Origin of the sequence: Bradyrhizobium sp. S3.12.5, from assembly GCF_040548225.1 — a bacterium.
Classification (GTDB): domain Bacteria; phylum Pseudomonadota; class Alphaproteobacteria; order Rhizobiales; family Xanthobacteraceae; genus Bradyrhizobium; species Bradyrhizobium cytisi.
Map to the genome: position 1 here is coordinate 45,965 of NZ_JBEPRF010000025.1, position 21,170 is coordinate 67,134.

General features: G+C 63.6%; 18 protein-coding genes. 11 read left to right on the top strand and 7 right to left on the bottom strand.

Translation table 11 applies throughout. The features are described 5' to 3' along the window. The first annotated feature begins 165 nt into the window (after positions 1-165). The 6 genes from ABIC09_RS30065 (at position 166) to ABIC09_RS30090 (ending at position 7,366) form a co-directional block, all read left to right on the top strand. A complete protein-coding gene (locus tag ABIC09_RS30065) occupies positions 166-1,521 on the top strand; it encodes a hypothetical protein (protein ID WP_148751560.1) in 1,356 nt (451 codons plus the stop codon). Between the two features lie 59 nt (positions 1,522-1,580). Next, positions 1,581-2,777 carry a methionine adenosyltransferase gene (gene metK, locus ABIC09_RS30070; RefSeq protein ID WP_354111523.1) on the top strand — a complete coding sequence of 399 codons (1,197 nt, stop codon included), beginning with the start codon at positions 1,581-1,583 and terminating at the stop codon, positions 2,775-2,777. Positions 2,778-2,900: 123 nt separating this feature from the next. Next, entirely contained in the window at positions 2,901-4,322 is a 1,422-nt protein-coding gene (ahcY, locus tag ABIC09_RS30075; RefSeq protein WP_148751264.1) for an adenosylhomocysteinase, read from the top strand. A 160-nt stretch (positions 4,323-4,482) separates the two neighbouring features. Next, entirely contained in the window at positions 4,483-5,943 is a 1,461-nt protein-coding gene (locus tag ABIC09_RS30080; protein WP_354111524.1) for a flavin-containing monooxygenase, read from the top strand. A 193-nt stretch (positions 5,944-6,136) separates the two neighbouring features. After that, positions 6,137-6,292, top strand: coding sequence for a hypothetical protein (locus ABIC09_RS30085; RefSeq protein ID WP_187434840.1), 156 nt, complete (start codon positions 6,137-6,139; stop codon positions 6,290-6,292). Positions 6,293-6,436: 144 nt separating this feature from the next. Further along, on the top strand, positions 6,437-7,366 hold the full coding sequence (locus ABIC09_RS30090) for an aspartyl/asparaginyl beta-hydroxylase domain-containing protein (protein WP_354111525.1): 930 nt from the start codon (positions 6,437-6,439) through the stop codon (positions 7,364-7,366). A 70-nt stretch (positions 7,367-7,436) separates the two neighbouring features. Here the strand turns inward: ABIC09_RS30090 and ABIC09_RS30095 are convergent, their stop codons facing one another. Together ABIC09_RS30095 and ABIC09_RS30100 are read right to left on the bottom strand one after the other, a co-directional pair. Beyond that, entirely contained in the window at positions 7,437-8,264 is an 828-nt protein-coding gene (locus tag ABIC09_RS30095; RefSeq protein ID WP_354111526.1) for an amino acid kinase family protein, read from the bottom strand. 11 nt (positions 8,265-8,275) lie between these two features. Next, positions 8,276-9,088, bottom strand: a complete 813-nt coding sequence (locus ABIC09_RS30100; protein WP_354035041.1) for an amino acid kinase family protein — start codon at positions 9,086-9,088, stop codon at positions 8,276-8,278. Positions 9,089-9,216: 128 nt separating this feature from the next. Here ABIC09_RS30100 and ABIC09_RS30105 point away from each other — a divergent pair, with 128 nt between their 5' ends. Both ABIC09_RS30105 and ABIC09_RS30110 read left to right on the top strand, forming a co-directional pair. After that, a complete protein-coding gene (locus ABIC09_RS30105; RefSeq protein ID WP_354111527.1) occupies positions 9,217-9,675 on the top strand; it encodes a YybH family protein in 459 nt (152 codons plus the stop codon). A gap of 147 nt (positions 9,676-9,822) precedes the next feature. After that, positions 9,823-11,163, top strand: coding sequence for an MFS transporter (locus ABIC09_RS30110; RefSeq protein ID WP_354084006.1), 1,341 nt, complete (start codon positions 9,823-9,825; stop codon positions 11,161-11,163). A gap of 64 nt (positions 11,164-11,227) precedes the next feature. On the opposite strand, the gene ABIC09_RS30115 is transcribed toward ABIC09_RS30110, so the two are convergent. The 3 genes from ABIC09_RS30115 to galE form a co-directional block, all read right to left on the bottom strand. Further along, positions 11,228-11,929: a fumarylacetoacetate hydrolase family protein gene (locus tag ABIC09_RS30115; protein ID WP_354035047.1), complete on the bottom strand. Its 702-nt coding sequence runs from the start codon at positions 11,927-11,929 to the stop codon at positions 11,228-11,230. Positions 11,930-11,964: 35 nt separating this feature from the next. Continuing rightward, positions 11,965-13,767 (bottom strand): ABC transporter ATP-binding protein, encoded by a 1,803-nt coding sequence (locus tag ABIC09_RS30120; protein WP_354111528.1) that lies wholly within the window; start codon positions 13,765-13,767, stop codon positions 11,965-11,967. A gap of 119 nt (positions 13,768-13,886) precedes the next feature. Further along, a complete protein-coding gene (gene galE, locus ABIC09_RS30125) occupies positions 13,887-14,900 on the bottom strand; it encodes a UDP-glucose 4-epimerase GalE (protein ID WP_354084003.1) in 1,014 nt (337 codons plus the stop codon). A gap of 126 nt (positions 14,901-15,026) precedes the next feature. Between galE and ABIC09_RS30130 the strand changes: the two genes are divergently transcribed. Next, positions 15,027-16,064, top strand: coding sequence for a glycosyltransferase family 4 protein (locus ABIC09_RS30130; RefSeq protein WP_354111529.1), 1,038 nt, complete (start codon positions 15,027-15,029; stop codon positions 16,062-16,064). A 509-nt stretch (positions 16,065-16,573) separates the two neighbouring features. Further along, positions 16,574-18,283, top strand: coding sequence for an arylsulfatase (locus ABIC09_RS30135; protein WP_354111530.1), 1,710 nt, complete (start codon positions 16,574-16,576; stop codon positions 18,281-18,283). Positions 18,284-18,398: 115 nt separating this feature from the next. On the opposite strand, the gene ABIC09_RS30140 is transcribed toward ABIC09_RS30135, so the two are convergent. Then, positions 18,399-18,944 (bottom strand): D-glycero-alpha-D-manno-heptose-1,7-bisphosphate 7-phosphatase, encoded by a 546-nt coding sequence (locus ABIC09_RS30140; protein ID WP_354111531.1) that lies wholly within the window; start codon positions 18,942-18,944, stop codon positions 18,399-18,401. Beyond that, positions 18,937-20,007: a lipopolysaccharide heptosyltransferase II gene (gene waaF / locus ABIC09_RS30145; RefSeq protein WP_354111532.1), complete on the bottom strand. Its 1,071-nt coding sequence runs from the start codon at positions 20,005-20,007 to the stop codon at positions 18,937-18,939. The genes ABIC09_RS30140 and waaF overlap by 8 nt, the downstream gene beginning before the upstream one ends. A gap of 162 nt (positions 20,008-20,169) precedes the next feature. Here waaF and rfaD point away from each other — a divergent pair, with 162 nt between their 5' ends. Continuing rightward, a complete protein-coding gene (gene rfaD / locus ABIC09_RS30150; RefSeq protein ID WP_354111533.1) occupies positions 20,170-21,150 on the top strand; it encodes an ADP-glyceromanno-heptose 6-epimerase in 981 nt (326 codons plus the stop codon). Positions 21,151-21,170: the final 20 nt, after the last annotated feature.

Consider the following 21,170-nt stretch of genomic DNA (forward strand, 5'->3'; position numbering starts at 1 on the left):
CTGACTTAGGGAGAGGCGCTTGTTTGTTGCCCGGCGGCGCGCCGGGGTTCATCGCCCTCCTCATCCCCTGACATGCCCGGCGGGCGCATTACTCGGGTATTCCACGAGTGGGCAGAATTTGCTAGGAGGTGGGTCCCAACTTTTCTGCCCACCACTGTCCCACTCATGAAAAACGACGAAATCCTGAGCCAAATCACCGAGTTCTGCCGCAAGGCGGACATGGCGGAATCGACGTTTGGCCGGCGTGCGGTGAACGATGGGAAGCTCGTGCAGCGGCTGCGCGAGGGCAAGCGCATCACCATCGACACGCTGGAACGGATCCAGGCCTATATCGCCGCGTCCACGACGGGCGGCCTGCCGCCGCCGCGGGGGCTCCAGGTGCCCCCGGAAAAGCGCGATCCGCGCGGCAATTTCCGCTTCTTCGAGAACCGGCAGAAGTATCTGCTGTTCGTCCACACCTGCAGCGAGAAGCGGGTGGTTGCGGAGCGTGTCGCGCTGGAGCTCGCCAGCATCCATCCTCGGCCGCCCGCCCTCCGCATCTTCGATGCCGGCGTCGGTGATGGCACGGTGCTGGCGCGAGTGCTGCGCGCCACGCACCAGCGCTACCCGCACATGCCGTTCTATGTGGCCGGCAAGGAGCTCAGTCTGGAGGATCTGCGCCTGACGCTGGAGAAGGTGCCGGACCGCATTTTCGAGCATCCGGCGTCGGTTTTCGTCTTCACCAACATGTTCTACTCGGAGGCGCCCTGGCTCACGCCGGCGTCGCCTGCGGCAGCGGCGGCCACCGTCTGGCACGAGGTTCCGCTGCGGGGCGCCTCATCAGGCGAGTTCGAGCAGCAGATCGCCGAGCTTCGGCCGTTCCTGGAGCAGAACTGGCGTGCCGCGATCAGCCCGCGCACGGCGATGCCGCTGTATGAGCGGCCGGTCGTGCTGGTGCTCTACCGCGAGGACCAGCGGTTCCTGCTGGATTCGACGATTCCACGACCGGGCCAGACTGAGGCCAATTTCGACCTCGTGATCGCATCCCAGCCATACCGCGCGCTGTCCTCGGTCAATTTCCGGGCCAAGCGGATCATTGCACCGCTGGCGCGGGCGCTGCGGCCGGGCGGCCGCCTGATCGGTATCCACTCCCACGGTCACGATCCCGGCATGGAAATGATCCAGGCGATCTGGCCCGGAGAAAATCCTTTCTCGGTCAGCCGTCATGAGCTATTGCGCGCCGTTAAGTATGAGCTGGGGTCGTTGGGCCGCGACTTAAATTTTAATGCTTACGCGGACAACCGTTCGATCTTCAGGTATGATATGGAAGCGCTGCCCAACGAGGTGACGGGTACCATCGGAACCTCGACGGCCTTTGCAGCGTGGAACGCGGCGGTGTATGTCGCTCAGATTGAGGACGACCGGTTGACAGATATGACTCAAAACGGCCGCACTCTGGATGCCGCCAGGGATGTGCTGCGAAAGTACAACGGGCTCTGGTTTCTCGACGAATCCTACGTCATCTCGCGCCGGCGTGATTGACATAATCCAAGGGTAAACATCGCAAACTCCGCCTGAAGCGGCGGAACAAGGGGTTACTGATGCGCGCGTCCTATCTTTTCACCAGCGAGTCCGTGTCCGAGGGCCATCCGGACAAGGTCTGTGACCGGATTTCCGATGAAATCGTCGACCTGTTCTACCGGGAAGGGCCCAAGGCCGGCATCGATCCGTGGGCTATCCGCGCGGCCTGCGAGACGCTGGCCACCACCAACAAGGTCGTGATCGCCGGTGAGACCCGCGGTCCGAAGTCCGTCACCAACGAGCAGATCGAGAGCGTCGTGCGCGACGCGATCAAGGACATCGGTTACGAGCAGGACGGCTTCCACTGGCAGAAGGCGGACATCGAGATCCTGCTGCACCCGCAGTCGGCCGACATCGCGCAGGGCGTCGACGCGCTGCAGCCGGGCGAAGTCAAGGAAGAGGGCGCTGGCGACCAGGGCATCATGTTCGGCTACGCCACCAATGAGACGCCCGACCTGATGCCGGCGCCGATCTTCTACGCCCACAAGATCCTGCGTCTCATCTCCGAAGCCCGTCATTCCGGCAGGGAGAAGGTGCTGGGCCCGGATTCCAAGAGCCAGGTCACCGTGCAGTACGAGAACGGCAAGCCGGTCGGCGTGCGCGAGATCGTGGTGTCGCACCAGCATCTGGTCGAGGACATCTCGTCGAAGCAGATCCGCGACATCGTTGAGCCCTATGTGCGCGAGGCGCTGCCGAAGGACTGGATCACGCCGAAGACGATCTGGCACATCAACCCCACCGGCAAGTTCTACATCGGCGGTCCCGATGGTGACTCCGGCCTGACCGGCCGCAAGATCATCGTCGACACCTATGGTGGCGCGGCCCCGCATGGCGGCGGCGCGTTCTCCGGCAAGGATCCGACCAAGGTCGACCGCTCCGCGGCTTACGCGGCCCGCTACGTCGCCAAGAACATCGTCGCGGCCGGCCTTGCCGATCGCTGCACGCTGCAGCTCGCCTACGCGATCGGCGTGGCGCGTCCGCTGTCGATCTACATCGATACCCACGGCACCGGTAACGTGTCGGAGGACCAGCTCGAGAAGGCCGCCGCCAAGGCGATGGACCTGACCCCGCGCGGCATCCGCAGCCATCTCGATCTCAACCGCCCGATCTACGCGCGCACCTCGGCCTACGGCCATTTCGGCCGCACGCCGGACAACGAGGGCGGCTTCTCCTGGGAGAAGACCGATCTCGTCGAGGCGCTCAAGCGCGCGGTCTAGTTCACTTGCGTCATTCCGGGGCGCCGCGACAGCGGCGAACCCGGAATCTCGAACCTCCGGATTCCGGGTTCGCTCGTTTCACGAGCGCCCCGGAATGACGAGCCCAACAAACAGGAACCCCCTATGAACGCGAAGCCCGGCTTCACCGATTACATCGTCAAGGACATCTCGCTCGCCGAGTTCGGCCGCAAGGAACTCTCGCTGGCCGAGACCGAGATGCCCGGCCTGATGGCCACCCGCGAAGAGTACGGCCCGAAGCAGCCGCTGAAGGGCGCGCGGATCGCCGGCTCCCTGCACATGACGATCCAGACCGGCGTGCTGATCGAGACGCTGGCAGCCCTCGGCGCCGACATTCGCTGGGTCTCCTGCAACATCTATTCGACGCAGGACCACGCGGCGGCTGCGATCGCAGCCGCCGGCATTCCAGTGTTCGCGGTCAAGGGCGAGACGCTGACCGAATACTGGGACTACACCGCAAAACTGTTCGACTGGCACGGCGGCGGTCACCCGAACATGATCCTCGACGACGGCGGCGACGCCACCATGTACGTCCATCTCGGCCTGCGCGCCGAGAACGGCGACACCGCGTTCCTGGACAAGCCGGCTTCGGAGGAAGAGGAAGTCTTCTTCGCGCTTTTGAAGAAGCAGCTCAAGGAAAAGCCGAAGGGCTACTTCGCCGAGATCGCCAAGAGCATCAAGGGCGTCTCCGAAGAGACCACCACGGGCGTGCATCGTCTCTATGACATGCAGAAGGCCGGCACGTTGCTTTGGCCCGCCATCAACGTCAACGACAGCGTCACCAAGTCGAAGTTCGACAATCTCTATGGCTGCCGTGAATCGCTGGTCGACGGCATCCGCCGCGGCACCGACGTGATGATGTCGGGCAAGGTCGCGATGGTCGCGGGCTTCGGCGACGTGGGCAAGGGTTCGGCGGCTTCGCTGCGCCAGGCCGGCTGCCGCGTGATGGTGTCGGAAGTCGATCCGATCTGCGCGCTGCAGGCGTCGATGGAGGGTTATGAAGTCACCACCATGGAAGACGCCGCGCCCCGCGCCGACATCTTCGTCACCGCGACCGGCAACAAGGACATCATCACCATCGAGCACATGCGCGCGATGAAGGATCGCGCCATCGTCTGCAACATCGGTCACTTCGACAACGAGATCCAGATCGCGTCTCTGCGCAATCTGAAGTGGACCAACATCAAGCCGCAGGTCGACGAGATCGAGTTCCCCGACAAGCACCGCATCATCATGCTGTCGGAAGGCCGGCTCGTGAACCTAGGCAACGCGATGGGCCATCCGTCCTTCGTGATGTCGGCGTCCTTCACCAACCAGACGCTGGCGCAGATCGAGTTGTTCGCCAACAACAAGGACGGCAAGTACAAGAAGGAAGTCTACGTGCTGCCGAAGACGCTCGACGAGAAGGTCGCGCGCCTGCATCTCGCAAAGATCGGCGTCAAGCTCACCGAGCTCCGCAAGGACCAGGCCGACTATATCGGCGTGAAGCAGGAAGGTCCGTACAAGAGCGATCACTACCGCTACTGATCCGCAGATCACATCGATCATCGACGCAAAGCCCTGGAGCGATCCGGGGCTTTGTTGTTTCGGCGCATGGAATTCAATTCGCTTTGCAGTCGCTGCGCGGCTGTTTGGCGATTGACGGCCAGCAGCGACGGGCGGACTATCGCCGCTGGCGGAGGAAACCATGCAACAAGAGCATTTCGACGTGCTGATCGTCGGTGCCGGCCTGTCCGGTGTCGGCGCGGGCTATCATCTTCAGACCAAGTGCCCGGGTAAGAGCTACGTCATCCTGGAGGGGCGCGACTGCATCGGCGGCACCTGGGACCTGTTTCGCTATCCCGGCATCCGCTCCGACAGCGACATGTTCACGCTCGGCTATTCCTTCAAGCCGTGGACCGATCCGAAGGCGATCGCCGGCGGGCCGCAGATCCTGAACTATGTGCGCGAGACCGCAACCGAGAACGGCATTGAGGCGTACGTCCGCTTCCGCCATCGCGTCAAGCGCGCGGCATGGTCGACGCAGGAAGCGCGCTGGACCGTCGAGGTCGAGCGTACCGCAGGGGAGGGCGCGACCGAGCTCGTGCGCTTCACCTGCAATTTCCTGTTCATGTGCTCAGGCTATTACAAATACGAGGCGGGCTATACGCCGGAGTTCAATGGCGTCGCGGATTTTGCCGGCCGCATCGTGCATCCGCAGAAATGGACCGAGGACATCGACTACGCGGGCAAGCGCGTCGTCGTGATCGGCTCCGGCGCGACCGCGGTGACGCTGGTGCCGGAGCTCGCCAAGACCGCGGCGCAGGTCACCATGCTGCAGCGCTCGCCGACTTATGTGGTGTCGCGCCCGGCGCAGGATCCCGTCGCCAACAAATTGCGCCGCAATTTGCCGGCGCGGCTGGCCTATCACCTGATCCGCTGGCGCAACGTGATGTGGGGGATGTTCTTCTTCCAGCTCAGCCGGCGGCGGCCGGACAAGGTGAAGAACCTGATCCTCGGGGGCATGCGTATGGCGCTGGGGCCGGACTACGACATCGCCACGCATTTCACGCCGCGCTACAACCCCTGGGACCAGCGGCTCTGCCTCGTGCCCGACGGCGATCTTTTCAAGGCGATCCGCGAAAAGCGCGCCGCCGTGGTCACCAATGAGATCGACACCTTTACCCGCGACGGCATCCGCCTGAAGGACGGCAGCGAGCTAGCGGCCGACATCATCGTGACGGCGACGGGCCTGGTGCTCCAGGTGGTCGGCGGCCTCGAGATCAGCGTCGATGGCCGCGCCGTCGATTTCGCGAGCACGCTGACCTATAAGGGCATGATGTATGCCGACGTGCCGAACATGGCTTCGGCCTTCGGTTACACCAACGCGTCCTGGACGCTGAAATGCGATCTCACCTGCGAATATGTCTGCCGTCTCATCAACTACATGGACCGGCACAATTTCCGTCAGTGCATGCCGCACAATGACGACCCCGAGATCACCGCGCAGCCGTCGCTCGATTTCACCTCCGGCTATGTCCAGCGCTCGGTCGCGAAGATGCCGAAGCAGGGCTCGAAGCAGCCGTGGCGGCTGTACCAGAACTACGCCTTCGACATCGTGTCACTGCGGTTCGGCAGGATCGACGACGGCGTGATGCGATATTCCTGATCACGCCGCCGCCGCTTCTATGCCTTGCGCGGAGTGAGCTCGCTGAGTTGTCGCGTCGCGGCTGCCAATGCGTTGTTTTGCGTATACGGCCGCCCGGCTGAATCGGGGATGGTTCCGAACAGTTAACGCCGGATTAACGGATGAGTCCTAGCCTGTCTCGGCCGGGGTTACTCGCAAGGCCGAGGTGAGCCCAATGGAAGCCCAGAAGATCGCGGTCGACGCCGTCGTCGCGCTGACCGATTGCGACCGCGATGCTGTCGTCGCCTTTATCCGCCGGCTCTATCTCGCCGGCGTCACCGACCCCAAGCGCCTGACCTTCAAGGGTCTCCAGGCGCTGGCGCGGGCATGAATCGGGTCGTTTCGGTCCGCTTCGGCCCGATCTCTCCTCGGATGTTCTCCCCAGAGTGACCGCAACCCAGCGGTGAATATCTTGCCGCTCGGGCTGGGTCGCGTTAGATCACGTCCCCGGTTGTGTCACTCGGGAACTTGGGGAATGCTAAAGCAGCTTTTTTCGCCGCAACTTGTCATTTTGTATGTGCTCGCGGCCTCGACGATTTACGTTCACTTCCGTGGCAAGCAGCGGCTGCGCTTTGCGCGCCAGCTCGGCGATCACTCGACCTATCTCGCGCCCTACAATGTGCTGATGTATGCAGGCTCGGCCGTGCCGAACAAGCCCGTCATCTCCGTCGAGCAGTTTCCCGAACTGAAGCCGCTCAGCGAGAACTGGGAGACCATCCGCGACGAGGCCGTCCGCCTGTTCGACGAAGGTTTTATCCGCGCGGCAGCGAAGAACAACGATTGGGGCTTCTATTCGTTCTTCAAAAGCGGCTGGAAACGCTTCTACCTGAAATGGTACGACGACTTCCTGCCCTCGGCGCGCACGCTGTGCCCGAAGACGGTGGAGCTGCTCAATTCGATTCCGAGCGTGCATGGCGCGATGTTCGCGATGCTGCCGCCGGGCGGCAAGCTCGGCGCGCACCGCGATCCCTTCGCGGGCTCGCTGCGCTATCATCTCGGCCTGGTGACGCCGAACTCGAACAAGTGCCGCATCCTGGTCGACGGCGTCGAATGCGTCTGGCGTGACGGCGAGGCCTTCATGTTCGACGAGACTTTTATTCACAGCGCGGAGAATGCGACCGACGTCAACCGCATCATCCTGTTCTGCGACGTCGAGCGTCCGATGAAATACGGCTTCATGACCGCGATCAATCGCTGGGTTAGCCATCGCATCGTCAAGGCATCGGCAACCCAGAACGTCGACGGCGAGAGCGTCGGCGTGCTCAACAAGGTGTTCGGCAAGCTCTACGAGATCCACCTCGGCAGCCGCAAGATCAAGGAGTGGAACCGTAACGTCTACTACACGCTGAAATATTCGCTGACGGCGTTGATCCTCGGCCTGATTGTGCTGTCAGCGCTGCGGTGACGATCTCGGAATCAAAAAGCCCCGGAGCGATCTCCAGGGCTTTCTGTTTGTGGATACGCTCCAGCCGCAATCAGGCAGTCTTAGCGCCTGTCTGAATGGTCGAGCCCACATGCTGCCCGCGCAGTGCCGCGCTGATCCGGCCGGGCACGAGGCCGTTGACCACCTGCACGCGCGCGATGTGCCGTGCATTCGCCATCACCTCGAGCAGCGCAGGATCGAACGGCAGCGTGCCCCTCAGCTTCGCGAGTTCGGCGAAGCTGGTTTCTTTCAGCAGCTCGGCCGTTTTGCCATCAGCGCCATTGGGATCATTGGTGTAGACGCCGTCGACGTCCTCCACGATCGTGAGGCCGGCGGCCCCAAGCGCATCGGCGAGCAGGAAGGCGCCGGTGTCGGCGCGATGCAGCGGGATGCGCGAGGTCGGGAATTCGTGATGGTGGTAGGGCGGGAAGGCGCTGCCGACGACCGCGCGCGCCGCCGCGAGGTGGATCGCGAGCTGGCCCGCAATGGTCGGATGCTCGACATAGGAGACGCCCTCGGGTGCAAGCAGGCTCGCCAGGATATGGCCGTTCTGGCCGGCCTCGCTGGCGGCGAGCGGCGCGAGCGAGCCGACCGGCAGGCCGAGGTCGAGACCGACGCTGTAGAGATGGCGGGCACGGATGCCCGCGCCGGTCAGGATCAGCAGGCGATGCTCGGGCAGCAGCGATCGCAATTCATCGACGAGCGGCAGGATCGCTTCGTGACCGCGATCCATGATGCGGCCGCCGATCTTGATGACCTGCAGCCAGGGCAGCAGCTTGATCGGGCGATTGCCGGCGACAGGACGGGTGAGATCGCTGTCCAGAAGGGTCTGGCGGGCGAGCGGCGAGGCGACGTGCTTGATCTGGTTGGTGTCAGCCATAACTGCTCTCTTCAGCTCGCGGTGATGATGGTGCCGACATGCTCGCCCGCGAGCGCGCGGGTGAGGTTGCCGGGGACAAGGCCGTTCACGACCTGCACCTGACTGACGTGGCGCGCCGCGGCGAGGAGATCGAGCACCGGGAATTCCAGGATGGAATCCTGCAGACCCTTGGCCTTCATTTCCGCCACCGAGATTTTCGGAATGAAGGTCGCATTATTCGATGTTTTCGGGTTTGCTGTGTAAAGGCCGTCCTCGTCCTTCACATAGATCATCGCCTTGCAGCCGAACTGCTCGGCGACGAGGAAGCATCCGGCGTCGGTGCGGTAGGGCGGGATCACGCCCTCGGCCGCCGGCCGCATCCACAGGCTATAGGGCGGCATGCCACTGAAGATCACCGCGTTCACTTCGGCGAGGAACAGCGGCACGGACGATAGCCCGGCGCTGCTGACGGCAGAGATGCCGTGCTTGGCAAGCAGCTGTCCAAGCATCGCGGCGTTCTGGTCGGCCACGGAAGCGCCGAGCTGCGACAGCACGCCGGCCGGCAGGCGAAGCCCGGCGGCGATCGAATAGAGATGCCGCGCGCGGGTGCCGGCGCCGGTGCCGATCAGGAGCTTGTGGGCTTTACGGGCCGCAACAATCTCCTCGACGATCGGATAGACTGCGGCGCGACCGCGATCGATCATGCTCTGTCCGCCGATCTTGATGACGGTTGCGTCCGGCAGGATGCGGAAGTCCGAAGCTTGCTCTGCGGCGGCGACAAGCTGTGGGTCGGTGAGCGAGCGCTGCATCAGCAGCGCTTCAAGCTCGGTGGTCGTGGTCGACATCAGAGACACCTCTCGTTGTCAATGCGGCGACCCCTCCGGTCCTGACCGCGTGTGGGAGTCTTGCTGGATAGTTCGGCCCGTGGCAACAAAGATTGCCGGGATTGAGTTGCCCGAATATGGAGCAGGCGATGGCCTCCTTGCCGACCGCGAATACCGATATAACGCAGTTCTTTCGTCAGTGGCTGGAAACCTTCGCGGGTTATGTCCGCGAGGTCGACTATGCCTCTGCGCGGCCGCTCTTCCATCCTGACGCGCTGGCTTTCGGCACGCATAACGATGTCATCCCCGGCCTCGATCAATGGGTCGCGACGCAATGGGACAACGTCTGGCCGAAGACGACCGACTTCCGCTTCGTGCTCGATCAGATCGCGATCCTGGCATCCCGCGACGGCACGATGGCGACGGTGATCGCGCCCTGGACGAGCACGGGCTATCATCCCGATGGCAGCGCATTTCCGCGTCCCGGCCGGGCGACGATGGTGTTTTCAAGAGACCGAGATGGTTGGCTGTGTGTGCATTCCCACATGTCGCTCAACCGCGGTGTGCCGCAGACGAGCCACGCCAATCGGCCGGTGAAGGCTTGGTAGAGGGCGGTCACCGCGGGCTCCATCGGCGACTAAAGTCTTAGCCTCTCGTTCCAGCCTGCTGGAACTATTGGAACCTGATATCGTTTGTTCCGCAACGAACAATCGATGAAAACGCGCAAGTGGGGGTCTGTCGGAGGGAGCATTCCGATGGCAACACTCGACCTTGATGTCACCCAACTCACCACATCCGAGCATCAGCGCCAGCTTCGTCGCGCCGTGATCGCCTCCACGATCGGGACTGCGATCGAATGGTATGATTTTTTTCTCTACAGCACCGTCACGGGTCTGGTTTTCGCAAAGCTGTTCTTTCCGCACTCCGATCCCTGGGTCGGCACGCTGGAGGCGTTTGCGATCTACGCGGTCGGCTTCGTCGCGCGCCCGATCGGCGCGGCCATCTTTGGGCACTATGGCGACCGCATCGGACGCAAATCCACTTTGATCGCGACCCTGCTCTTGATGGGACTGGCGACTGCCGCAGTGGCCGTGGTGCCGACCTATGCAAGCATCGGCATCTGGGGCGCCGCGATCCTGACCGTACTGCGATTCATTCAGGGCGTTGGCGTCGGCGGCGAGTGGGGCGGCTCGGTGCTGATGTCGATGGAATGGGCCCGCAACGATCAATCCCGAGGATTGATCGCATCATGGCCGCAATTCGGCGTGCCATGCGGCCTATTTCTCGCCAATCTTGCCGTGCTGGCGTTCAGCCAGATGGCGGGCGATCAGTTCCTGGCGTGGGGGTGGCGCATTCCGTTCGCGCTCAGCATCATCCTGGTCGGTGTCGGCCTCTACATCCGGCTCGGCATTCTCGAAACGCCCGTGTTCTCAAAGCTCGTGGCTGAACGTCAGGTCGAGCGCACGCCGATGCTGACCGTGATCCGGGAATATCCGAAGGAGATTCTGCTGTCCGCGTTCGCGCGCATGTCGGAGCAGGCGCCGTTCTACATCTTCACTGCCTTCGTGTTCTCCTATGGCATCGGTACCCTGCACGTTTCGCGCGACTTCCTGCTGACCGCGGTGCTGTCGGCCTCGGTGCTGTCCTTTGTCTCGATCCCGCTCTGCGGCCACATCTCCGATCAGATCGGCCGCAAGAACATGTACATGCTCGGCGCTGCCGCCACGGGCATTTTCGGCTTCATCTATTTCGCGATGCTCAATACCGGATCGCCAACCATCATCTTCCTGGCGATCATCCTGTCGCTGATTCCGCATGACATGCAGTATGGGCCGCAAGCCGCGTTGATCGCCGAGAGCTTTACCGGGCGCCTGCGCTACAGCGGCTCCTCGCTCGGCTATCAGCTCGCATCCGTGATCGCCGGCGGCCCCGCGCCGCTGATCGCCGCCTGGCTGTTCGGCACGTTCCACTCGGCGACCGCCATTGCGGTCTATATCGCGATTTGCGCAGTCATAACGCTGGCCGCAACCGCGATGATGACCGATTACACCGGGAAGGACATCAACGCGGTGGGCGCGCACGAGCGGCGAGTTTGAGACCACAAAAAGCCCCGGACGCCATCTCCGGGGCTTTGCTTTTCCCGTGATCTCGAGGTCAGCCTTACTCCGGCTGGCCGATGCTCACCTTCAGCGTGCCGACGCCGTCGACGCCGCATTCGAGCTTGTCGCCGGGCTGGAGCTGCGACACCCCGGCCGGCGTGCCGGTCATGATGATGTCGCCGGCGGCGAGCTTCACCTGCTGCGAGAGCTGCCAGATGATTTCCGGCACGTTCCAGATCAGCTCGTTGAGGTCGCCCTTCTGGGCTTCCTTGCCGTTGACCGTGAGCCAGATCTTGCCCTTGGCGGGATGGCCGATCTTCGAGGCCGGCTGCACCGCAGAGGCGGGCGCCGAGCCGTCGAACGACTTGCCGATCTCCCACGGGCGCTCCTTCTTGCGCGAGGCGATCTGGAGGTCGCGGCGGGTGAGGTCGATACCGACGGCGTAGCCGTAGACGTGGTCGAGCGCCTTGTCGGCGGGAATGTTGAGGCCGCCGCTCTTCATCGCGACGATCAGCTCGACCTCGTGATGCAGATCCTTGGTCAGCGGCGGATAGGGAATGGTGGCGCCGTCCGGCACCAGCATGTCGGCGTGCTTGGCGAAGAAGAACGGCGGCGCGCGCTCGTCATTGCCCATCTCGCGGATGTGCTCGAGATAGTTGCGGCCGACGCACCAGATGCGGCGCACCGGATAGCGGCCGGCCTCGCCGACCACGGGAAGCGAAGCCTGGGGCGGAAGCGGGATGACGTAGGAGGCGGCGTTCATGAAGCGATCTCGCTGCTCTTGAGGTGGACGGAACTTTATGCGGTGGCGCTGATCGGCGCCAGAGCGCCGGCGTCGCGATGTTGCAGGCGGAAGAACGAGGCGTAACGGCCCGAGCGGCGCAGCAGCTCGTCATGCCGGCCTTGCTCGACGATCTCGCCGCCCTCGACCACCAGGATCGCATCCGCATGCATGATGGTGTGCAGCCGGTGCGCGATCACGATGGTGGTGCGGTTCTGGCAGAGATGCTCGATCGCCTCCTGGACCTGCCGCTCGGATTCGGAATCGAGCGCGGCGGTGGCTTCGTCCAGCAGGATGATCGGGGCATTCTTGAGCAGCGCGCGCGCCACCGCGATGCGCTGGCGCTGGCCGCCCGAGAGCTGCGTGCCGTGCTCGCCGACCGGGGTGTCGTAGCCGAGCGGGAAGCTCATGACGAAATCATGCGCGCAGGCTGCCTTCGCGGCGTCGATGATCTCGCTTTCGCTCGCGCCTGGTCTGCCGAAGGCGATGTTGTTGCGGATGGTGTCGCGGAACAGATAGACGTCCTGGCCGACATAGGCGGTCTGCGCCCGCAGCGATTTGCGCGATACCGCGCCGATCGATTGGCCGTCGATCACGATGTCGCCTTGGCTCACCTCGTAGAAGCGCAGCAGCAGCGCCAGCACGGTCGACTTGCCGCCGCCAGAGGGGCCGACCAGCGCGGTGACCTTGCCGGGCTCGGCAACAAAACTCATGCGGTTGAGCACGGTCTCATTGGCGCGATAGCAGAAGCTGACGTCGCGCAGCTCGATCCGCGCATCGGAAAGCTTGAGGGCCGGCTTGTCGTCGTCGGAATGCTCGCTGGCCGGGCTGTCGACGACCTCGAGCAGCATGCGCGCGCCGACGAGCTGGCTGTTGAGGTCGATGTTGAGCCGCGCCAGCCGCTTGGCCGGTTCGGTCGCCATCAGGAAGGCGGTCATGAACGAGAAGAACGCGCCGGGCGTGGCGTTGAGCGCGACCACGCTGTAGCCGCCATAAAGCAAGCAGCCGGCGACCGCGAAGCCGCCGAGCATTTCCATCAGCGGGTTGGAGCGGTTGGCGACGCGGGCCATCTTGTTGGCGTTGCGCTCGACGATCGCGATGTTCTCGTCGATGCGCTTCTGCATGGTCTCTTCGAGCGTGAACGCCTTCACCGTGCGGATGCCCTGCAGCGATTCCTGCATCGTTTCCATGATGTCGGCGGTGCCGGTGAACTGGTTGAAGGCGAGGCCCTTGATGCGCTTGACCAGCTTGCGCAGCACCAGCATCGCCGGCGGCACCGCGACGAGGCCGATCAGCGACATCAGCGGATCCTGCCACACCATCACGCCGATCATGGCGAGCAGCATCAGCAGATCGCGCCCGATGGCGTTGACCAGCATGTTGAGCACATCGGTGATCGACTTGGCGCCGGCCGTCAGCCGGGCCAAAAATTCGGACGAATGCCGCTCCGAGAAGAAGCCGACGCTCTCGCGCATCAGCTTGGCAAACAGCTGGCGCTGGTTGGTGGCGAGGATGGCGTTGCTGATCTTGGTCAGGATCACCATGTGGCCGTAGGTCGCCACGCCCTTGATGAACAGCAGGATCACGGTGACGCCCGAGAACATCGCGATGCCCGGGATGTTCTTGTCGACATAGGCCTGGTTGATGACCTGGCCGAGCACGTAGGTCGCGCCTGCGGTGGCGCCGGCGGCCGCCGCCATCAGCGCAAAGGCGACGAGGTAGCGCCGCCAGTAGACGACGCCCTGTTCCGTGACCAGGCGGCGAATGAGGACCATCGCCTCATAGGGATCGTCGGTGATTTTCTTTGGAAACTGGGCCATCCGTAGTCCATTGACGGCCAAGGCGAAAAGCCTGCCCGCGCGTCAGGGATCGAATGGCCTCTGTGCCCGCTAAAGCTACGCTTTTCAAGCCCAATTAAGGGCTTGCGCCTGGAGGGATTTTAGGCCGAGACGGCGTGGCGAAGCTCGCCATGGCGCTCGCGGAACAGCTTGTCCTCCCAGGCCAGCGCGTGCGCCGCGATGGTCTCGAGGTCCTCATATTGCGGTTTCCAGTCGAGCAGGCCGCGGATGCGGCTGGTGTCGGCGACCATGGTCATGATGTCGCCGGGCCGACGCGGGGCGTATTGCACGGCGAAGCTGCGGCCCGACACCCGGCGTACGGCGTCGATGGTTTCGAGCACCGAATAGCCGCGGCCATAGCCGCAGTTCAGCGTCGTCGAGGCGCCGCCATTGCGCAGGTAAGCCAGCGCCGAGCGATGCGCCTGCGAGAGGTCCGTGACGTGGATGAAGTCGCGGATGCAGCTGCCGTCCTGAGTCGGGTAGTCGGTGCCGAACACGTCGATCTTGGCGCGCTGCCCGGTCGCGGCTTCCACCGCGATCTTGAGCAGATGCGTGGCGCCGGCGGTGGCAAGGCCAATGCGGGCCTGCGGGTCGGCACCGGCGACGTTGAAATAGCGGAGCACGACGTACTGCATGCCGTAGGCGGCGGCGACGTCGTGCAGCATGATCTCGGTCATCAGCTTCGACGAACCGTAGGGCGACAGCGGCCGCGTCGGCGCGTGCTCGGGCACCGGCACCTGGTCCGGATTGCCGTAGACGGCGGCGGTCGAGGAGAAGATGAAGCGGCTGATGCCGCGCTTGACCGCGACGTTGAGCAGGTTGCGCGCGGTCATAAAATTGTTGCGGTAGTAGCCGAGCGGATCGCGCATCGACTCCGGCACGACCACCGAGCCGGCGAAATGGATGATGCTCTCGATGTTGTGCTGGGCGATCACGCCCTCGAGCAAATTCTCGTCGCCGGCATCGCCAATGAACAGCGGCACGCCTTCGGGCAAGTAAGCGGAGAAACCGGTGGAGAGATCGTCGATCACGACGACGTCCTCGCCGGCTTCCGCCAGCGCCAGGACCGTGTGACTTCCGATATAGCCGGCGCCGCCGGTGACTAGCACAGTCATGATCTCACCCGTCTTCGATCAACGCACCAAGTTAACGTTTGCGCGGTGAAGAGGGGGTTTCGGCGCGGCTGAACTGGTCACTATGCTTAATGTTGCGTATAGGGGGCGTACCAGACGGAGCATGACGTGGCGAATTTTCCGGACGATCTGCAGGTGATCGTACCAAATCTGCACAGGCGCTATTCTGGGGTCACCGCGACCAACCGGATGGTGGCGCCGCGGCTGGCAAAACTCTATCGCGCCGCATGGTTCGGATCGGACGCGCCGGAGGGGATTGCGCGGCTGGGCGCCGCCGATGTCCTGAAACTGTGGCGCCGCAAGTCGCCGCTGATCTGGCATGCGCGCCGCAACAACGAGATGATCGCAGGCGTCGTGCTGCGCGCGCTCGGCTGGCCGCTCAAGCTGGTGTTCACCTCGGCGGCGCAGCGGCATCACAGCTGGATCACGCGCTGGCTGATCCGGCAGATGGACGCGATCATCGCGACGTCAGACATCTCGGCCTCGTTTCTCAAAGTGCAATCGACCGTGATCCCGCATGGCGTCGACACCGATGTCTATGCGCCGCCGCACGATCGCGCCGCGGCCTTCGCGGAAAGCGGCTTGCCGGGCCGTTACGCCATCGGCTGCTTCGGCCGCGTGCGCGCGCAGAAGGGCACCGACGTGTTCGTCGATGCGATGTGCCGATTGCTGCCGCGCTATCCGGATTTCACGGCAGTCATCGTCGGACAAGTCACGGCCGAGCAGACGCCGTTTGCGAATGATCTGAAGAAGCGCATTGAAGCAGCGGGCCTCCAATCGCGCATCGTCATCACCGGCGAATTGCCGATCGAGGATGTGCAGCGCTGGTATCAGCGGCTGACGATCTACACCTTCACCTCGCGCAACGAAGGCTTTGGCCTGACGCTGATCGAGGCGATGGCGGCCGGCAGCGCGCTGGTCGCTGCGCGCGCCGGTGCGGCCGAGCTCGTGGTCGAGGATGGCGTGAGCGGCGTGCTGATCCCGACCGGTGATGCGGAGGCGCTGATGGCTGCGCTCGAGCCGCTGATGCGCGACGTGGCTCTCGCGACCGCGATGGGCGAGCGCGGTCGCGCCCGCGTGCTCGAAAAGTTCAGCCTCGACGCCGAGGCGGCGCGGATCGGCGAGATCTATCGTCCGCTGCTCTGAGCGACCGCAGACAAAAACGCGAAACAAGCCCATGCACAGTAGCCCGAGGCAGCAAAATCAACGGCTTGCCGGGCAGGCACGGGAAGGTGCGGATTTTACGAATTTCATTTGACTCGTCGGGCAAAACAAGGGCACGATGTCATGATCGGCGTAGCTTCGGTGGCTACTTGCCTTCGCAAGCGTCAGCGACGCTGCCCTTTCTCCGCGAATGAACTGACGACGTCACTAAGGCAAGCGGGCGGATATCGAGACCTTTTGCTGGATCACGGCCATGCTCTCGCGGCTTGTGTTCATTTGATTTTAATCGGCCCCCGGTTGCCATTTTGCTTTTATGCAATCGGGCCTCCCACGAAAGCCCTTTGTCCGCGAGGTGCCTAAGAGGCGGCTGGCATCTTTGCTCTCCCGATTTATAGCCGCGAGAACACCCCGGCCGCGCGCAATGCCGAGCCGGGTCGACACTTCTGCAAGCCATGTCGGCTTCAGGTGCATGCCAGGAGGAGGATCACGTCATGAGTAACGATAGGATTCCGGCAAAGCCCGAGACAAGCTCACGGCCAACGGGCCCAGGATTGAAGCGCCGCGATCTCTTGTTGAGCGGTAGCTCTCTCACCGCGGCTTTGGCACTCTTCGCCGTCGGTGCGACAAGTTTCGCGCAAGCGCAGCAACCAACAGCGGTCCCCGCCCCGGCCGGGCAGCGGCCCAATATTGTCGTCATCATGGGCGACGATATCGGCATCTGGAATATCGGTGCTTACCACCGTGGGATGATGGCCGGCCGGACGCCGAACCTCGATAAGATTGCGGCCGAGGGCATGTTGTTTACCGATTACTACGCCGAGGCGAGCTGCACCGCGGGCCGCGCCAACTTCATCACTGGCGAGCTCCCGATCCGCACCGGTATGACGACAGTCGGTCAGGCCGGCGCTCCCACAGGCCTGCCCGCGGAGGCCGTGACGATTGCCACCGCGCTAAAAGGGATGGGTTATGCCACTGGCCAGTTCGGCAAGAACCACCTTGGCGACAAGAACGAGTTTTTGCCGACAGTGCACGGCTTCGACGAATTCTTTGGCTATCTGTACCACCTCGATGCGATGGAAGACCCGGCCCACCCGGCCTATCCGCAGGAGCTGCTGAATAAAGTCGGTCCGCGCAACATGATCCATTCGTGGGCAACGACTGTGGACGATGCCACCGTCGATCCGCGCTGGGGCAAGGTCGGCAAGCAGAGGATTGAGGATGCCGGAACGCTTTATCCCAAGCGGATGGAAACCGTGGACGACGAGATCCGCGACTTAGCGCTGGGGTTCATTGAAAGGGCAAAGGCGGAGAACAAGCCGTTCTTCTTATGGCTCAATCCAACCCGCATGCACATCGTCACGCACCTGTCGCCGAAGTACCAGGCGATGCGCAACTCCAAGAACGGCTGGTCGATTCATGAAGCCGGCATGGCGCAGCTCGACGACGATGTCGGCATCGTGATGCAAAAGCTCAAGGACATGGGCGTGGATGACAACACCATCGTCATCTTCACCACCGACAACGGCACCGAGGTCTTCACCTGGCCGGATGGCGGACAGACGCCGTTCGCGCAGAGCAAAGGTACGGTCATGGAAGGCGGCTTCCGCGCGCCGGCGATGATCCGCTGGCCGGGCAAGGTGCCGGCCGGCAAGGTCGAGAATGGTATCATCTCCGGGCTGGACTGGTTCCCGACCTTGCTGGCCGCTGCCGGCAATCCGAACATTGCCAACGAGTTGAAGAACGGCAAGCTCATCGGTGACCGCAGCTACAAATGCCATCTGGACGGCTACAATCAGATGGACATGATCACCGGCAAGGGACCGTCGAACCGGCACGAAATCTGGTACTTCGGCGAAAGCGAGCTGGGGGCCGTGCGCATCGACGACTACAAATATCGTTTCATCGACCAGCCCGGCGGATGGCTCGGCGAAAAGAGCAAGGTCGACGTACCGTACCTGATCAACCTTCGCCTCGATCCGTTCGAGCGAACGGGCTGGCCAGACAGTGGGACCAAATACGGCGCGCAAGAATACTTCGACTGGTTCAAATATGAGTTCTGGCGATTCGTGTTTGTCCAGCAGGAGGTCGAGAAACTGGCCATGACCGCCGTCGAGTTTCCGCCAATGCAGAAGGGCGCGAGCTTCAACCTCGATGCCGTGAAGGCGAAAATCGAGGCTGCAAGGACGGCGATGGGAAAATAAGCTGTGCCTATGATCGTCATGGTGGGACGGCCCGCATCCGGGCCGCCCCACGCCCCAGGCGACATGCATCAACGTTGGTGATAGTCGCTTTGCGGGAGTCGAGCGGACCGGCCGTCTAAGCCCGCCTGTTCCGCGCCAGCACCCCCGCCACGAACGCGTCGAGGTCGCCGCCTGGAAAGAGAAAGCCAGGCAGCCCGAGCGCCTTGCCGGCTTCGATGTCCCGGGCCTGATCTCCGATCACGAAGCTGCCGTCGAGTTGCACGGGCCAGTGCTGGACGAGATCGCGCAACATGCCGGGCGCGGGCTTGCGCCAGTCATGCTCGGCGATGTAGCCGGCGACCGTTCCCTGCGGATGATGAGGACAGAAGCGGATGTCGTCGATACGAGCGCCTTCGCGGGCGAGCTCGTCGCGCATCCAGCCGTGCAGCCGGTTCACGTCCTCTTCGGTGAAGAGACCGCGCGCGACGCCGGACTGGTTGGTGAAGACGAACACCCAATAGCCGGCCTCATTGAGACGGCGGATGGCTCTGGCGACGTTGGGCATCCAACGGATGCGGTCGCGCGTGCCGATATAGCTATCGTCATGATTGATGACGCCGTCGCGATCGAGGAATGCGGCGGGCTTCGCCGCGCGGCCGTCAGACATTTGCAAGTCAGCCATTTTCAAGTCCCTGCGTCCTGGCAAGCACCTCTCTTGCGATCTCGACCACGTCCTGCGCCGTGATGTCGCGCATGCAACGGTGGTCGTTCATCTTGCAGGTCGTGCTCTGGCAGGGCTGGCAGGCGAGCACGCTCCTGTTCTGGACTACGGTTGCGGCGAGGCCGTTGAGGGGGGCCCAGAGAGAGGGGCTGGTCGGGCCGAAGATGCCCATGGTGGGGGTGTCGAGCGCGGCCGCGATATGCATCAGGCCCGAGTCGTTGGAGATCGCGACGCCGGCCGCGGCCATGGCGAGGATGCCGTTGCGCAGATCGTTGCCGGTGAGGTCCCTCACCCCCGCGCCACCGGCCGCGACAATCTCCTGGGCGAGGCCCTTTTCTGCGGGGCCGCCGACCACCCAGACCTCGAGCCCGCGCTCGACCAGCAGGCGGGCAGCCTCCGGATAGAAGGTCCAGCGTTTTGACGCCCCGACCGAGCCGGGGGCGAGCGCCACGGCGGCGCCGGCGCTGAGGCCATTGGCCTGCCGCCAACCGGCGATCTCCTCGGCCGGCACCCGCAATTGCGGCACCGGCCATTCCCGCGGCAGGGGCGCGCCGTCGGGCTGGGCCAGCGCGGCGTTCTTGTCGATGAAGCGGGGCAGCTTCTTCTCGCCCCAGCGCCAGCGGTTGAGCAGGCCGAACCTGAATTCGCCGACGAAGCCGACCCTTTCAGGGATGCCGGCCAGCGCCGGTGCAATGGCCGCCTTCCAGGTCCGCGGCAGCACTAGGGCGGTGCCGTAGTTCCGCTCGCGCAGGAGCCGCGCCAGGCCGAGCTGGCGGCCGACGGCGAGGCGGCTGCGGGGCAGGTCCCAGACGATCCCGGCGCGTACGCCGGGCATGTAGTCGATCAGGGGGGCGCACTGCGATGTGGTCAGGAGATCGACCGGCCGATCCGGCCATCGCTCCTTCAGCACCCGAACCACGGTGTGATTCCGGACGAAATCACCGATCCACATATAGGGCACGATCAGGATCGGGCGGGTGTCGCTCCGATCCTCACTTCCGCCAAATTGCGAATCATTATTCATTCGTTGAAGGTGCCCGCCGACGCTCTGATGAGGCGGTTCGGTTAGCCGCTCCGGACCGGCAGGTAAAGCCGGGAGAAGTGCCGGTCCCAAAATGCTTACACTTTGGCAGATGATGCGCTACGGCAGATATCGGGCCGCAAAAACTCGGGCAGGGTGATTGGAATGTTGCTGGTGACCGGCGGGGCCGGTTTTATCGGATCGAATGTCGTCGCGGCGCTGAACGACGCCGGCCGCAGCGACGTCGTGGTCTGCGATCTCCTCGGCAGCGACGGCAAATGGCGCAATCTCGCCAAACGGCAGCTTGTGGATATCGTTCCCCCGGCCGAGCTGCCTGACTGGCTTAGGGATCGCAAGCTCGACGCCGTGATCCATCTCGGGGCGATTTCCGAGACCACGGCGACCGACGGCGACCTCGTGATCGAGACCAATTTCCGCTTCTCGATGCGCCTGCTCGACTGGTGTACGGCCAATGCGGTGCCGCTGATCTACGCGTCGTCGGCTGCGACCTATGGTGACGGCGCGGAAGGTTTTGACGACGATGCCTCGCTGCCGGCGCTGAAGAAGCTGCGGCCGATGAATCTCTACGGCTGGAGCAAGCAGCTGTTCGATCTCGCGGTCGCCGAGCGCGTCGCGCGCGGCGAGAGGCTGCCGCCGCAATGGTCGGGCCTGAAATTCTTCAATGTGTTCGGCCCGAACGAATACCACAAGGGCACGATGATGAGCGTGCTGGCGCGCCGCTTCGACGACGTCAAGGCGGGCCGCGTCGTGCAGCTGTTCAAGTCGCATCGCGACGGCATCGCCGACGGCGACCAGCGCCGCGATTTCATCTATGTCGACGACGTCGTGCGCGTGATCCTGTGGCTGCTGGCAACGCCATCGGTGTCGGGGCTGTTCAATGTCGGCACCGGCAAGGCGCGCAGCTTCCGGGAGCTGATGCTGGCTGCCTATGCCGCGCTCGGCACCAGGCCCAATATCGACTATGTCGACATGCCCGAGCAGATCCGCGGCAGCTATCAGTATTTCACCGAGAGCAAGGTCGATCGTCTCCACCGCGCCGGCTATAACGGCGGCTTCACGACGCTCGAGGACGCGGTGAAGGCCTATGTCGCCGATTATCTCGACCGGCCCGACCGTTTCCGTTAAGGCCCCAAGGATCTGAGGCC

Bases quoted from the DNA above. Each gene is read 5' to 3' on its own strand.
- waaF (WP_354111532.1), bottom strand. From the start codon at position 20,007: ATGAATAATGATTCGCAATTTGGCGGAAGTGAGGATCGGAGCGACACC.
- ahcY (WP_148751264.1), top strand. From the start codon at position 2,901: ATGAACGCGAAGCCCGGCTTCACCGATTACATCGTCAAGGACATCTCG.
- ABIC09_RS30120 (WP_354111528.1), bottom strand. From the start codon at position 13,767: ATGGCCCAGTTTCCAAAGAAAATCACCGACGATCCCTATGAGGCGATG.
- metK (WP_354111523.1), top strand. From the start codon at position 1,581: ATGCGCGCGTCCTATCTTTTCACCAGCGAGTCCGTGTCCGAGGGCCAT.
- ABIC09_RS30100 (WP_354035041.1), bottom strand. From the start codon at position 9,088: ATGTCGACCACGACCACCGAGCTTGAAGCGCTGCTGATGCAGCGCTCG.
- ABIC09_RS30140 (WP_354111531.1), bottom strand. From the start codon at position 18,944: ATGGCTGACTTGCAAATGTCTGACGGCCGCGCGGCGAAGCCCGCCGCA.
- galE (WP_354084003.1), bottom strand. From the start codon at position 14,900: ATGACTGTGCTAGTCACCGGCGGCGCCGGCTATATCGGAAGTCACACG.
- ABIC09_RS30115 (WP_354035047.1), bottom strand. From the start codon at position 11,929: ATGAACGCCGCCTCCTACGTCATCCCGCTTCCGCCCCAGGCTTCGCTT.
- ABIC09_RS30065 (WP_148751560.1), top strand. From the start codon at position 166: ATGAAAAACGACGAAATCCTGAGCCAAATCACCGAGTTCTGCCGCAAG.
- ABIC09_RS30095 (WP_354111526.1), bottom strand. From the start codon at position 8,264: ATGGCTGACACCAACCAGATCAAGCACGTCGCCTCGCCGCTCGCCCGC.
- ABIC09_RS30080 (WP_354111524.1), top strand. From the start codon at position 4,483: ATGCAACAAGAGCATTTCGACGTGCTGATCGTCGGTGCCGGCCTGTCC.
- ABIC09_RS30135 (WP_354111530.1), top strand. From the start codon at position 16,574: ATGAGTAACGATAGGATTCCGGCAAAGCCCGAGACAAGCTCACGGCCA.
- ABIC09_RS30105 (WP_354111527.1), top strand. From the start codon at position 9,217: ATGGCCTCCTTGCCGACCGCGAATACCGATATAACGCAGTTCTTTCGT.
- rfaD (WP_354111533.1), top strand. From the start codon at position 20,170: ATGTTGCTGGTGACCGGCGGGGCCGGTTTTATCGGATCGAATGTCGTC.
- ABIC09_RS30085 (WP_187434840.1), top strand. From the start codon at position 6,137: ATGGAAGCCCAGAAGATCGCGGTCGACGCCGTCGTCGCGCTGACCGAT.
- ABIC09_RS30110 (WP_354084006.1), top strand. From the start codon at position 9,823: ATGGCAACACTCGACCTTGATGTCACCCAACTCACCACATCCGAGCAT.
- ABIC09_RS30090 (WP_354111525.1), top strand. From the start codon at position 6,437: ATGCTAAAGCAGCTTTTTTCGCCGCAACTTGTCATTTTGTATGTGCTC.